Annotated in this window: 12 protein-coding genes; 8 read left to right on the plus strand and 4 right to left on the minus strand. The window is 66.0% G+C overall.

All coding sequences use genetic code 11. The annotated features are described in order from the left end of the window. Positions 1 to 58: 58 nt before the first annotated feature. Positions 59 to 1,870, plus strand: coding sequence for a dynamin family protein (locus tag ABD059_RS13705; protein ID WP_343880950.1), 1,812 nt, complete (start codon positions 59 to 61; stop codon positions 1,868 to 1,870). Beyond that, positions 1,867 to 3,510, plus strand: coding sequence for a GTPase (locus ABD059_RS13710; protein WP_343880952.1), 1,644 nt, complete (start codon positions 1,867 to 1,869; stop codon positions 3,508 to 3,510). Before ABD059_RS13705 ends, ABD059_RS13710 begins: the two co-directional genes overlap by 4 nt. Positions 3,511 to 3,724: 214 nt before the next feature. Here ABD059_RS13710 and ABD059_RS13715 read toward each other — a convergent pair whose 3' ends face one another. Then, positions 3,725 to 4,255: a DUF1697 domain-containing protein gene (locus tag ABD059_RS13715; RefSeq protein WP_343880954.1), complete on the minus strand. Its 531-nt coding sequence runs from the start codon at positions 4,253 to 4,255 to the stop codon at positions 3,725 to 3,727. A 52-nt stretch (positions 4,256 to 4,307) separates the two neighbouring features. Further along, positions 4,308 to 5,027, minus strand: coding sequence for an IclR family transcriptional regulator (locus tag ABD059_RS13720; RefSeq protein WP_343880956.1), 720 nt, complete (start codon positions 5,025 to 5,027; stop codon positions 4,308 to 4,310). Between the two features lie 120 nt (positions 5,028 to 5,147). On the opposite strand from ABD059_RS13720, the gene leuC reads away from it, so the two are divergent. The 6 genes from leuC (at position 5,148) to ABD059_RS13750 (ending at position 11,754) form a co-directional block, all read left to right on the plus strand. Beyond that, positions 5,148 to 6,626 (plus strand): 3-isopropylmalate dehydratase large subunit, encoded by a 1,479-nt coding sequence (leuC, locus tag ABD059_RS13725; protein WP_343880958.1) that lies wholly within the window; start codon positions 5,148 to 5,150, stop codon positions 6,624 to 6,626. 9 nt (positions 6,627 to 6,635) lie between these two features. After that, positions 6,636 to 7,235: a 3-isopropylmalate dehydratase small subunit gene (gene leuD, locus ABD059_RS13730; RefSeq protein WP_343880960.1), complete on the plus strand. Its 600-nt coding sequence runs from the start codon at positions 6,636 to 6,638 to the stop codon at positions 7,233 to 7,235. 205 nt (positions 7,236 to 7,440) lie between these two features. Then, complete coding sequence (gene murA / locus ABD059_RS13735) at positions 7,441 to 8,793, plus strand: UDP-N-acetylglucosamine 1-carboxyvinyltransferase (protein ID WP_343880963.1); 1,353 nt, start codon at positions 7,441 to 7,443, stop codon at positions 8,791 to 8,793. Between the two features lie 17 nt (positions 8,794 to 8,810). Beyond that, on the plus strand, positions 8,811 to 9,566 hold the full coding sequence (locus ABD059_RS13740) for a lysophospholipid acyltransferase family protein (protein WP_343880965.1): 756 nt from the start codon (positions 8,811 to 8,813) through the stop codon (positions 9,564 to 9,566). Then, entirely contained in the window at positions 9,563 to 10,588 is a 1,026-nt protein-coding gene (locus ABD059_RS13745) for an NAD(P)H-dependent glycerol-3-phosphate dehydrogenase (protein ID WP_343880967.1), read from the plus strand. The genes ABD059_RS13740 and ABD059_RS13745 overlap by 4 nt, the downstream gene beginning before the upstream one ends. 2 nt (positions 10,589 to 10,590) lie before the next feature. Beyond that, positions 10,591 to 11,754, plus strand: coding sequence for a D-alanine--D-alanine ligase family protein (locus tag ABD059_RS13750; RefSeq protein ID WP_343880969.1), 1,164 nt, complete (start codon positions 10,591 to 10,593; stop codon positions 11,752 to 11,754). A gap of 178 nt (positions 11,755 to 11,932) precedes the next feature. On the opposite strand, the gene ABD059_RS13755 is transcribed toward ABD059_RS13750, so the two are convergent. Together ABD059_RS13755 and ABD059_RS13760 are read right to left on the minus strand one after the other, a co-directional pair. Further along, positions 11,933 to 12,949 carry a YeiH family protein gene (locus ABD059_RS13755; RefSeq protein ID WP_343880971.1) on the minus strand — a complete coding sequence of 339 codons (1,017 nt, stop codon included), beginning with the start codon at positions 12,947 to 12,949 and terminating at the stop codon, positions 11,933 to 11,935. An 86-nt stretch (positions 12,950 to 13,035) separates the two neighbouring features. Next, entirely contained in the window at positions 13,036 to 13,971 is a 936-nt protein-coding gene (locus ABD059_RS13760) for an ABC transporter substrate-binding protein (protein ID WP_343880973.1), read from the minus strand. Positions 13,972 to 13,987 lie beyond the last annotated feature (16 nt).

The raw sequence follows: 13,987 nt of genomic DNA on the forward strand, positions 1-13,987 counted from the left end.
CCGGGGGTTTTTCTTTGCCCTACCGCAGGCACCCTGAGGCGTACGGCAGAATGGGGTGGTGACTGACACCCTTCCTGCCGCCGATGCCCAGCCGCTTCTGGCGACGCTACGCCAGACAGGGGAGGCATTGCGTGGTTTGTCCTTTCCGCTGGCGGTGCATGGCGCGGACAGCGCTCGGCTCAACGCGTCGGCCACCGCGGACCAGCTTGAGGACTATGTACTTCCGCGGTTGCTCAGCCTTGACGCCCCGCTGCTGGCCGTCGTCGGCGGATCCACCGGAGCCGGAAAATCCACCCTGGTCAACGCCATCGTGGGTCACCCGGTCACCCGCTCCGGGGCCATCCGCCCCACCACCCGGCAACCAGTCCTGCTGCATCACCCGGCCGACGGTCACTGGTTCTCAGACCAGCGGGTCCTGCCCACACTGAGCCGGGTACGCGCCGTCGACCCCGGTACCGAACAGCCCACCGACACCGCGGCCGCAGGTGCAGGGGCCTTACTCGTCCGCCCTGATCCGATGATTCCGTTGGGCCTCGCGCTGCTGGACGCACCGGACCTCGACTCGATCGCCGACGAGAACCGGCGGCTTTCCGGCCAGCTTCTCGCCGCGGCTGATCTATGGCTCTTCGTCACCACCGCCAACCGTTATGCCGATGCTGTGCCGTGGAAGCTGTTGGCCGACGCTGCGGCACGCGACATCCTGCTTGCAGTAGTCCTGGACCGGGTGCCCGCCGGGGTGGAGGAGGAAGTCCGCAGCGACCTGCACACCTTACTGGCGAACGCCGACCTCGCTCACGCGCCAATCTTCATCATCCCGGAGTTGCCGCTCGACCCGGCGGGAATGCTCCCGGCAGAGGCGGTTGACCCCATCCGCCGGTGGCTGCGGGCCCTGGCGACCGACGCCACCGGCCGCCAGGAAATCGCGCGCCGCACCCTCTACGGTGCGGTCCGCTCCGTGGCGGGCCGGGTCCACGACGCGGCCAGCGCTCAGGACGAGCAGCACACCGAATATTCTCGGCTGCGGGACGCGGCGACCCGCGCGTACGACGACGCCCTCCAGGGGATCCTCGAATCCACCCAGGATGGGACCCTGCTCCGCGGTGAGGTCTTGGCGCGCTGGCAGGACTTCGTCGGTACGGGGGAGTTCATGCGCGGCCTCGAATCGCGGGTCGGCCGGGTGCGTGACGCCATGGGGTCGTTCCTCACCGGTCGGCCCACGCGTGCCGTCACCGTGGAGACGGCCATCGAGACCGGGCTCCACGCTGTCATCGTGGAACAGGCGGCGCAGGCAGCGCAGAAGACTGAACATGCCTGGCGGGACGGCGACGCCGGCCGGGAACTGCTCACTGGTCTGCCGGCACGCGGCGACGACTTCCCGGCCACGGTGGCGCGGGAGATCCGAGCCTGGCAGAAGGACCTGCTGGACCTGGTCAGTTCCGAGGGCGCGAACAAACGATTCACGGCCCGGATGCTGTCCTTCGGCGTGAACGGTGTAGCTGTGGCTCTCATGGTGGTGGTGTTCGCCTCCACCGCAGGGTTGAGCGGACTGGAGGTCGGGGTGGCAGGTGGCTCCGCCGTCGTCGGGCAGAAACTCCTCGAAGCAGTTTTCGGCGAGGACGCGGTCCGACGGCTGGCGAAATCCGCCCGCGACAACCTGCAGCGCCGGTGCGAGTCGCTCCTTCGCGCGGAGCAGCAGCGCTACCTCACCCTGCTGGAACCGGTCGCCCGGCAGCTGCCGGCCGACACTCTGCGGGCCTATGCCCGTGATCTTGAATCACACGGTTCGGAGAACCCTGAACTGACCGGCGAGGATGCCGCTGACCGTGGCAACGACGACGCCGCCCGCCCTGATGAAGGACACCGCCAGTGAGCCGGCACAAGGGCAAGCTGGCCGAATCAGCAGTCCAGAACCAGCTCGAAGCCCTGGATACCGCACGGGACCTGGCTGCCGGGCGCCTCCCCGAGCAGGACCTGGAGGCCGCCTACGAGGTGTTGGACCGCGCCAGCACCCGCCGATCCTTGTCCGCAGCCCACACCGTCGTCGGCATTTTTGGCCCCACGGGCAGCGGCAAGTCCTCGCTGCTGAACGCGCTCACCGGGGCCGAGGTTGCGCGGGTGGCTGCGCGGCGGCCCACCACCTCCGAACCCCTCGCCGTGCTCTGGAAAACCGAGGACAGCGGCCCACTTCTCGACTGGCTGCAAGTGGCCCAGCGGCACGAACTCCCCGATCACTCGCGCCTGGCCTTCGGAGGTCGAACCTCCACCGACAACGGCGACGGATTGATCCTGCTGGATCTGCCCGATTTTGACTCAACCGCTGCAAGCCATCGCGAGGTGGTGGAGCGCCTGGCCGGGCAGGTCGACGTCCTGCTCTGGGTGGTCGACCCGCAGAAGTACGCCGACGCCGCCCTGCACCACGGCTTTCTCCGACGCATGTCCACCCACGGCGCCGTCACGATGGTGGCGCTGAACCAGACCGATCGCCTGATCGGGGACGACGTCGAGCAGGTGACGGCGTCGCTGCGCGGCATCCTCGCGGACGAGGGACTGCCTTCCGTGGCAGTGCACCCGGTCTCGGCTGCCACCGGCGCCGGGCTGGACCAGCTGGTGAAAGAGATCGGGCAGACGGTGAAACGTCGGCAGGCTGCCACCGCGCGGCTCACGGCCGATGTCACGGCGGCCGCTACGCAGCTGGCCGGGCATGCCGGACCCACCGACGCCACCGTGCCTCCCAAGGCGGCACGGTCACGGCTGGTGGACCGGCTGGCTGGAGCAGTCGGTACCGAGACGGTGGTCGACGCGGTCGTTGGTTCCTATCGTCGTGACGCCCATGCCGCGACGGGGTGGCCGGTTACCCGCTGGCTCGGCAAGCTTCGGCCCGACCCGCTGCGTCGCCTGAACCTGCGCCGGTCGGATGTCAACGCAGCGGTCAACCGCACCTCGCTGCCCACCCCGGGGCCGGCGCAGCGGGCCGCCATGGACGGAGCCTTGCGGGAGTACACCGACGCTGCGGCCCAGTCGGTCAGCGGACCCTGGCGCGAGCAGATCCGCGATGGACTCCACGGGTCCAACGAGTCGCTCGCCGACGGGCTGGACCAGGCCATCGCGCAAACCGACCTCCGCTGGGGCACGCGGTCCTGGTGGTGGCCGGTGATCGGCGGGCTGCAGTGGCTGCTGTTTGCTGCCGCTGTCGCCGGGCTGGGATGGCTCGGCGTGCTGGCCGCGCTGGGCTTCCTGCAGCTGCCGGCACCCGAGACGCCCATGGTTGAGGGCTTCCCGCTGCCCACACTGCTGGCCGTCGGGGGAGCGGTGCTGGGAATAGTTGTGTCGATACTCTCTGCTGTTGCGGCCAAAGTGTCGGCGGGTTCGCGGGGACGCCGTGCGCGACGGCGGCTCCGCGCCGCGGTGGCGGAGGTGGCCGCGCGGGACGTGGTGGCTCCGGTCGAGGCCGAGATCGCCAGGTACAACGGGTTCCGGAAGGCTGTCACAGCAGCCCGCGGCCGGAGCTGACCGGGTCCAGCTAGACCGGGTCCAGATAGACCGGGGCCCAATCACCGTTGGCAGACCGTTGCTGTGCAGGTTTTCCCAGGTTCTGGTGCCCGACGTCGTCAATCACCGGGGTGTTGTGGGTGGACTCGCGCTTTGGTGCTGAGGACCTGGGGAGACTTGCACGGCCCGGCGCCAAGTCGCGGGGAATGGTCCAGCATTTGCCCACCTGCCGCAGCTAAGTCTTGAACGCCGCAACTACCTTCTGCAGGGTCCGCAGATTCCGGGTGGTGGTCGAGCTCTTGAAGCGTGGCTTGGCGGTCAGTTTGCTCAGCGGAGACTCAAGGGTTCCACCACGGGGCGCACACCAGGCGGCGGCCTCCGGCCCGAGGACGATCAGCCCCGGTTCGAGTCCCGTGCTCGCCTCCAGTAGATCGGCAAGCGCTGACGGATCCGAGAACAGGGTGAGATAGGTGTGGGTCGTGGGGTCGTCGGCGGGAAAAGGGCAGGCCTCCACCAGCTCGCGCAGCCTGTCAGCCTCGATGATCACCACCCACGCGTCGTACCCGAAGGTAACGCGCAGCAGCGTCTCAACCGACTCCTTGAGCTCAGCAGCTGACAGGTCGGTGCTACAGATGACGTTGCCTGACGCGAGGAGCGTTGTCACCCTGCTGACCGTGAGCGTCGCAACTGCGGCACGTAGGTCAGCCATGGTGAGGTTGATCCCGCCGACGTTGACCCCACGGAGAAAGATTGCATATTCAGTCACGTCATACCCTCAGTCATAGCCACACCCTAGCGAGGTGCGGGCTGCGAGGCGATCAGTCGGCGGTTTTGCCGACGGCCTGGGTGAGCTGCTGGGCAGCGCTGAGGACCACTTCGGCGTGGATGCGTCCGGGCTGACGGGTCAGCCGCTCCATTGGCCCCGAGATGGACACCGCTGCGATCACCCGTCCGGAGGGCCCCCTGACCGGCGCCGACACCGAGGCAACCCCCGCCTCCCGTTCGCCGAGGCTCTGGGCCCAGCCCCGGCGTCGTACTCCGGCCAGCACCGTTGGAGTGAACCGGGCTTCCTGGAGTCCTTTGAGGAGGCGGTCGTGGTCCTCCCAGGCGAGCAGGCACTGGGCTGCGGACCCGGCCTTCATGGAGAGCTGGGTGCCCACCGGGATGGTGTCGCGAAGGCCGATTGGGCGTTCGGCCGATGCGACGCACACCCGCCATTCGCCCTGCCGACGGAACAGCTGCGCGCTCTCACCGGTCGCGTCCCGCAGATGCAGCAGAACGGGGGAGGCCGACGCAATCAACCGGTCCTCGCCGGCAGCGGCGGCCAGTTCAACCAGACGGCTGCCGAGCACAAAGCGGCCCTGGATATCGCGGCTGACCAGCCGGTGATGAACCAGAGCCTGCGCCAGGCGGTGCACAGTGGGACGGGCCAGCCTCGTTGCTGCCACCAGCTGCGCCAGGGTAGTGGGACCCGCTTCGAGGGCGTTGAGCACGGTCGCCGCTTTGTCGATCACACCTACACCGCTAATATTGTCCATAGGATGATATTGCCGTCTCAGCATTTGAGATGCAACTGTCTGGGCAACTGTCTGGGATGTAACTCTTCTGGGATGCATCCGTCCGAGACGTCAGTAGAAGAGCTCCGAAGGGAACCGGTCATGGGCAACACGCTCGCAGAGAAGGTCTGGGACGCACACGTTGTGCGCAAAGGCGAGGTGCAGGGTGCCGAATCGCAGCCCGATCTGCTCTACATCGACCTTCACCTGGTCCACGAGGTCACCTCGCCGCAGGCCTTTGAGGGACTCCGGCTGGCGGGCCGCCCGCTGCGCCGCCCGGACCTCACCATTGCCACCGAGGACCACAACACCCCCACCTGGGACATCGACAAGCCGATCGCCGACCTTACCAGCCGCACCCAGATCGAGACCCTCCGCGCCAACTGCAAGGAGTTCGGCGTGCGGTTGCATTCACTGGGCGACGCCGAGCAGGGCATCGTTCACATCATCGGCCCGCAGCTCGGCCTGACCCAGCCGGGCCTGACGGTGGTCTGTGGCGATTCGCACACCTCCACCCACGGCGCGTTCGGCGCCCTCGCGCTCGGCATCGGGACGTCGGAGGTGGAGCACGTGATGGCCACCCAGACCCTCTCGCTCAAGCCCTTCAAGACCATGGCCATCACCGTCGAGGGCACCCTGAAGCCCGGTGTGACCTCCAAGGACATCATCCTCGCGGTCATCGCCAAGATCGGCACCGGCGGTGGGCAGGGCTATGTGCTTGAGTACCGAGGATCGGCCATCCGCGCGCTGTCCATGGAAGCGCGGATGACCATCTGCAACATGTCCATTGAGGCCGGCGCCCGTGCCGGCATGGTGGCCCCGGACGACACCACCTTTGAGTATCTGAAAGACAAGCCCCACGCTCCGCAGGGCGAAGACTGGGACGCCGCCGTCGAGAACTGGAGGACGCTGGTCACCGACGACGACGCCGTGTTCGACGCCGAGGTGTTCCTGGACGCCAACGAGCTGGAGCCGTTCGTCACCTGGGGTACCAACCCCGGACAGGGCGTCTCCCTGTCCCAGGCGGTGCCCTCACCCGACGACTTCGCCGACGAGAATGACAAGGCAGCATGCGAGCGGGCCCTCGAGTACATGGCCCTGGACGCCGGCACCCCGATGAAGGAGATCCGGGTGGACACCGTGTTCCTGGGCTCCTGCACCAACAGCCGGATCGAGGACCTGCGGATCGCCGCCGACATCATCCGCGGCCGCGCCAAGGACCCCGACATCCGCATGATGGTGGTTCCCGGCTCGGCGCGGGTCCGCCTTGAGGCCGAGGCGGAAGGCCTGGACCAGGTGTTCAAGGACTTCGGCGCTGAGTGGCGGTTCGCCGGCTGCTCCATGTGCCTGGGCATGAACCCGGACCAGCTGGCGCCGGGGGAGCGCTGCGCCTCGACGTCGAACCGCAACTTCGAGGGCCGGCAAGGCAAGGGCGGGCGCACTCACCTGGTCTCACCGGTTGTCGCCGCCGCTACCGCGGTCCGCGGAACCCTCAGCTCGCCGTCCGATCTCGAGCCATTGCCGCCCGCCATCACAGGCCAGCACGACGACGTCGTGGCCTCAGCCTCGAACGCCGCCTAGGAGCTTCCCATGGAAAAAATCATCACCCACACCGGAATTGGCGTGCCGCTGCGCCAGAGCAACATCGACACCGACCAGATCATCCCCGCGGTGTACCTGAAGCGCATCACCAGGACCGGGTTCGAGGACGCCCTGTTCGCCGAATGGCGGAAGGACCCGAACTTCATCCTCAACCAGCCCCCGTTCAGTGCCGGTTCGGTACTGGTCGCAGGCCCGGACTTCGGGACGGGCTCCTCGCGGGAACACGCGGTCTGGGCCTTGAAGGACTACGGGTTCAAGGCCGTGCTGGCGTCCCGGTTCGCGGACATTTTCCGTGGCAACTCCGGTAAACAGGGTCTGGTCGCGGCGCAACTGGCCCAGGATGACATTGAGCTGATCTGGAAGGTCCTTGAGAACCATCCCGGCACCGAGGTCACCGTGAACCTGGAGGAACGTACCGTCAGCTGTGGCAGCGTGACGGCTCCGTTCCAGATCGATGACTACACCCGCTGGCGGTTGCTGGAGGGCCTCGATGACATCGGTCTGACGCTGACCCACGAGGAATCCATCACCACCTATGAGGCCTCCCGCCCGGCGTGGAAGCCCAAAACACTCCCCGTGCGCTCCTGAGCCACGCCCGACGGTGAGCAAAGTCATCGGCCTCGAATCTTTCCTGCGGAATGGCGGGGAATGAACGGGGCCGATCGATAGTTTTCGACAGTACCCCCGGGGAGCCTATTTCAGTCTTTCTAGACATGCTCCTATGCTTAGCGGGAGGCAATTGCTGCTTTGGGGGCAATCTCTGTTGTGTGCAAATCAAGGAAATTAGGTGTTCATGGGAAGCGTTCTGACCATTCGTGGTGGAGTCCCTCTGACCGGTAAGGTCTCCGTTCGAGGAGCCAAAAACCTGGTGCCCAAAGCGATGGTGGCGACCCTGCTGGGTAATGCTCCCTCGGTCCTGAGGAATGTCCCCGAAATCAAGGACGTCGAGGTTGTCACCAGCCTCCTGAAGCTCCACGGCGTTGAGGTGACCAAGGACCCAGTCACCGGTGACCTGAGCATGGATCCCAAGGGCGCAAAGATGGCCCAGTCCAAGGATATTGACGCCCACGCCGGTGACTCACGCATCCCCATCCTCTTCTGCGGCCCCCTGATGCACAGCATCGGCGAAGCCTTCATCCCCGACCTGGGCGGCTGCAAGATCGGCGACCGCCCGATCGACTATCACATGCAGGTGCTGCGCAACTTCGGCGCCGTCGTGGACAAGCGTCCCGGTGGGATCTCCATCTCGGCGCCCAAGGGTCTGCACGGCGCGAAGCTCGAACTGCCGTACCCCAGCGTCGGCGCCACCGAACAGGTCCTGCTCACTGCCACCCGGGCCGAGGGCATCACCGAACTCAAGGGTGCCGCCGTCGAGCCCGAAATCATGGACCTGATCGCCGTCCTCCAGAAAATGGGCGCGATCATCACGGTGCAGACTGACCGCACCATCCGCATCGAGGGCGTCAGTGAGCTGAGTGGCTTCAACCACAAGGCCATCTCCGACCGCAACGAAACAGCATCCTGGGCATCAGCGGCGCTCGTCACGCAGGGCGACATCTACGTTGAGGGTGCGCGCCAGCTCGACCTGACCGCCTTCCTGAACACCTACCGAAAGATCGGTGGAGCGTTCGACGTCGACGACGACGGCATCCGTTTCTACCATCCCGGCGGAAAGCTCTCCCCTCTGGTCCTTGAAACTGACGTGCATCCCGGGTTCATGACCGACTGGCAGCAGCCGCTCGTCGTCGCGCTCACCCAGGCGGAGGGCGTGTCGATCGTGCACGAGACCGTCTACGAGAACCGTTTCGGCTTCACCGATGCGCTGATCCGGATGGGAGCCAACATCCAGGTGCATCGTGAATGCCTGGGCAGTGTCCCGTGCCGGTTTGGGCAGCGGAACTTCCTCCACTCGGCGGTCATTTCCGGCCCGGCGCAGTTGCATGGCGCGGACATCGACATCCCCGACCTGCGCGGCGGCTTCAGCCACCTCATCGCCGCCCTGGCGGCGAAGGGCACGTCACGGGTGACCGGCATCGAGCTGATCAACCGCGGCTACGAGCGTTTCCAGGACAAGCTCGAAGGCCTGGGAGCAGATTTCGATGTCTCCCGCGATGCTGAACCCGCTGTTGCGGAGGGCGGCCGCTAGGCTCGCGGCACTCATTGATGACTGAATCCAGAAGGTCCCGCGCCACGTTCGCCGTGCTCGCCGTCACCGTGCGTCCCATCATGAACCTGTTGATGTCGAAGCAATGGTCGGACGCGGGGAAACTGCCGCGGGACACCGGGTTCATTGTGTGCCCCAACCACATCACCGAGATCGACCCGGTGGTGATCGGGCATTTTCTGTTCAATCAGAAGGTGACACCGCATTTCCTTGCCAAGGCGTCGCTGTTCAAGGTGCCGGTCATGGGATGGATCCTCCGTGCTACGGGACAGGTGCCGGTGGATCGGACCACGGCGGGCGCCAACAGATCGCTGGAGGCAGCGCGTGAGGCCATCAGCTCCGGCGGTGGCATCGTGGTGTACCCCGAGGGCACCCTGACGCGCGATCCAGACCTGTGGCCCATGAAGGGTCGGACGGGTGCCGCGCGGCTCGCACTGCAGACCGGCGCTCCGATCGTGCCGATTGCCCACTGGGGAGCCCACGAGGTGTTTCCCCGGTATGCCAAACGCTTCTACCTTTTCCCCCGGAAGACCTCCCGGGTGGTGGTGGGGGATCCGGTGGACTTCTCCGACCTCATGGGCAAGCCCATCACCAAGACGGTGCTGGACACCGGCACCGAACGGATTCTCGACGCGCTGACCACGCTGGTCGCTGACTTGCGCCAGGAAGCACCGCCCACCGAGCGCTGGAACCCGGCGGACAAACACCAGAAAAGCACCGGCAGGAACTTCGAGAACAGGGATTTTGATCAATGACCCGTCGCCCACCCAACATCGTTGCAGTCCTGGGCGCCGGCAGTTGGGGGACCACCTTCGCGAAGATCCTGGCCGACGCCGGTGCGCCGTATGGCACGCAGGTGCGCCTGTGGGCCCGGCGCGAGGACGTGGCCGAGGAGATCAACACGACCCGGCGCAACAGCAGGTATCTCGCCGACACGGTGCTGCCCGAGAACATCACCTGCTCCACCGATGTTGCGGAGGTGCTCGACGGCGCTGAACTGGTCGCCGTCGCCGTTCCCGCCCAGTCACTGAGACCCCAGCTTCAGGCATGGAAACAGCTGCTGCACGAGGACGCGGTGGTGGTCTCGCTGATGAAGGGGCTGGAGGTGGGCTCCGATGCCCGGATGAGCCAAGTCATCGCTGCCGAACTGGAGCTGCCAGCACACCGCGTTGCAGTCGTTTCGGGGCCCAACCTGGCGCTGGAAATCGCGCGTCAGGAACCCACCGCATCGGTGGTCGCCTGCCCGGATGAGCAAGTGGCCGCGTGGATCGCCGCCGCCTGCACCGCCAGGTACTTCAGGCCCTATACCAACCCCGATGTGGTGGGCGTGGAGATCGGCGGAATCGTCAAGAACGTGATCGCCCTCGCCGTTGGGATCTGCGAAGGCAAACAGATGGGCGATAACACCAAGGCTTCGGTGATTACCCGGGGGCTCGCGGAGACCACCCGGCTCGCGGTGGCTCTGGGTGGTGAGGCTGAGACGATGGCTGGCCTCGCCGGGATGGGCGACCTGATCGCCACCTGCTCCTCGCCGCTGTCCCGAAACCACACTGCTGGCCGGTTGCTGGGTCATGGGTTGACCCTTGATGAGGTCACCGGAAAGATGAACCAGACTGCCGAGGGCATCAAATCGGCTCAGGCCGTCCTCGATCTTGCGGGCCAGCTGGGAGTCGATATGCCCATCACCGAGAACGTGGTGGCGGTGCTTCAGGGCACCGTCTCCGTCCATGACCTGGGGGCGCGTCTGCTGTCCCGCGAACTGAAATCCGAAGGCTGACTGTGACTGTTGTTCCCCCTGACACCGCCCGTCCTGATCCGACGCAGCGGCCGCGGGTGCTCGTCCTTTTTGGTGGGCGATCCAGCGAACACGCGGTCAGCTGCATTACTGCGGCAGGTGTGCTTAACGCGATCGACCGGGACAAGTACGAGGTCATTCCGGTCGGGATCGCCAAGAATGGCCAGTGGGTTCAGGCATCCGGTGACCCGTCCGAGTGGTCCCTCCGGTCGGCAACACTTCCCGAGGTCGCCGCCTCAGATGAGTCCCTGGTGCTGGCAGCGTCAGGGGCCAGCCAGGACCTGGCCTCCACTGAGCTGATGGTGACCGCTACCGAACAGATGCCGCGCAGCCTGGGCGGGATCGACGTCGTCGTGCCGCTGCTGCACGGCCCCTTCGGTGAGGACGGCACGCTGCAGGGTCTGCTCGAGATGGCTGACATCCGCTATGTGGGTGCTGGCGTGCTGGCGTCGGCGGTGGGTATGGACAAGCACTACATGAAGGTGGTGTTCGCTGCTGCCGGCCTGACGGTAGGACCCTACGAGGTCCTCACCGACCGGCAATGGGCCAATGACCAGGACGGGTGCCTCGAGCGCGCGGCTGCCCTCGGGTTTCCTTCCTTCGTCAAGCCTGCCCGCGCCGGATCCTCGATGGGGATCACGCGGGTCGCTTCGAAGTCTGAGCTTGCCGCCGCCATCGAGACCGCCAGGGGGTTTGATCCCAAGGTGCTCGTCGAGGCTGGCATCGAGGGTCGGGAGATCGAGGTTGCTGTGCTGCAGGGGCGCGGCACCGGCGAACCACGCACGTCGCTGCCCGGCGAAATCGCCGTCCAACCGGGGGAACACGACTGGTATGACTTTGAGGCGAAGTACGTCGACGGCGCCGCAGCCGAGCTGAGCTGCCCGGCTGACCTGCCGCCCACCGCCAGCGAGCAGGTCCGGGCGCTTGCCGCTGCAGCGTTCGACGCCGTCGGCGCCGAGGGCTTGTCCCGGGTCGACTTCTTTTACACCCCGTCCGGCGATCTGATCATCAACGAGATCAACACCATGCCGGGCTTCACTCCGATCAGCATGTATCCGCAGATGTGGGCCAAGTCCGGGCTCACCTATACGGAGCTGATCGACGAGCTGATTGAGCTGGCCCTGAGCCGGAAGACGGGCCTCCGCTAGGTCAGATGACCGGCGCGGAATGCGCTGGATGGCTCGCGCCGCCGTCGTTATGGTGAGCAACCTGGACAGGCCGGGTCAACCTGGACATCGGTGAGTGACATCTTGGCCTCCGATGTCCAGGTTCCTCACCAAAACCGAGGTATCGACAGGCAGGACCCCAGGCAGGACGGGCCAGGACCTAGGCGGTGACGAGTACCGCACCGGCGAGGGTGATACCACCGAGGAACACGGTCGAGATGCCACCCAGAGCGAGGTTTTTCCCGCCGGTGCGTGCCAGGTGTGGGATGTCGATCCCGGTGCCGAGGCCAAACATCGCGGCGGCCAGCAGCAAGGTGGCTGTCAGGGAGGCGGCGTCGAGAACCGGATCAGGGACCACCCCGGTGGAGCGCAGGAGCACCAGCGCCAGGAAGCCGACGACGAACAGCGGCACGATCGGCGCCACCCGCCCCGGAACTGACGGCTGGGCGCCCTCGGCCCGCCGGATACCGATGGAGACGAACGCGGCGACGGGAGCCAGCAGCACCACCCGGCCCAGTTTCACCACGGTCGCGACGGCGAGCGCCACAGCCCCCGCCGTGCTGGCGGTCGCCACCACCTGGGCCACCTCATGGACGGCGAGCCCGGACCAGATACCAAACGTTTCGGGGGAGAGCCCCAGCAGGTTGCCGATGAGCGGCAGTCCCAGGATGACGGCCGACCCATACAGGGTGACCATGGCGATGGCACTGGCCACTTCGTCGTCGTCGGCGTTCACAATGCTCTGCATGCCAGCGATCGCTGACGCGCCGCAAATGGAGAACCCCGCAGCCATCAGGGTCGACGCGGCCCGGCTGAGTCCCAGCCGTTCACCGATGTACCGCGTGAACAGGAAGCTGATAAACACTGACGCAATGATCAGGGCAAGGACGGGAAACCCGAGGCTCAGGATCTCGGGAAGGGAGAGTTGCAGGCCCAGGACGACGACGCCGAGCCGCAGGAATCGTTTGGTGGCCCGTTGGATGCCGGGCCGGATTCGCGGGTGGAACAGCCCGGTGTTGCGGACCAGCAGGCCGAGGGCGAGGGCAACCACCAGGGCGCCGATGAAGCCCTGGAGGCTGGCAATGAAGAGGGAGAGGGCGACGGCGGCGGCCATGACCAATACTCCGGGGAGCAGGGTGAGGATTGCCGCGATGGCGGCCGAGCGCTGTGTGGTCACTGGTTTACTTTCAGGGCGCTCGGGTAAAGGGGCTTACAGAACGGGCAGTGCCCATCCCGGCCGAAGCCGGGATGGGCACCCGCTACTTACAGCAGGTCGTACTCTTCAAGGAAGGCCGTGGCGACAGACGCGCTGGACTCCCTGTCCACCTGAACCCGTGCGAGATACTCGGTGAGGTTATCGGTGGTAAGGGCAGCTGACACCGCGTTGAGCGATTCGGTGACCGCATCGGTTACCTTCGCTTCGCGCACGATCGGCACGATGTTCTGGGACAGGAACAGGTTCTGGGTGTCCTCGAGGACCACCAGAGACTCGGTCTCAATCGTCGAGTCGGTGCTGAAAATGTTGGCTACATCAATTTCGCCGCTCAGCAGTGCTTCGCGGGTCAGCGGTCCACCGGCGTCCAGGGGACGGAACTCGGAGAACACGATGCCGTACACCTCTTCAAGGCCGATCAGGCCCTGATAGCGCTCAACAAATTCAGGACCGGCTGCGAGCGTGAGCTCACCAGCAATATCGGTCAGATCGTCCATCGTCTCCAGGCCAAGCTCCTCGGCGGTCTCCGGGAGAACCGCAAGGGTGTCCTTATCCTCAGCCTCGGACTGTTCCAGTGCGATGATGCCCTCAGGCAGCACCTCCACCATGGCGTCGTACACTTCGTCGGGGCTGGTCACACCCTCGGGGGCGCCACCCTCCACGAGGGATGCGTACAGTGCGCCGTTGTACTCGGGGAGCAGGTCGATTGACCCGTCCTCAAGTGCTGCCAGGTACAGGTCGCGGGCGCCGATGTTGAAGCTACGCTCCACCTCGATGCCTTCGGCTTCCAGAACCTGCGCATACATCTCGGCGAGAAGTTCGCTTTCGGGGAAGTTTGCTGAGCCAATCGCGATGGTCTCTGCGTCCACTGACTCGCCGCCGGCGTCGGACTCAAGCGGATCGCCGCCACAAGCGGACAGAGCGAGGGCCGCAGCGCCGAAGAGCGCAACGCTACTCATCAGTCTGGTTGAGCGTTTCTTATTCATGGGTCGTGCCTTTCGG

It is taken from the genome of Arthrobacter flavus (assembly GCF_039526005.1).
GTDB lineage: Bacteria > Actinomycetota > Actinomycetes > Actinomycetales > Micrococcaceae > Arthrobacter_D > Arthrobacter_D flavus.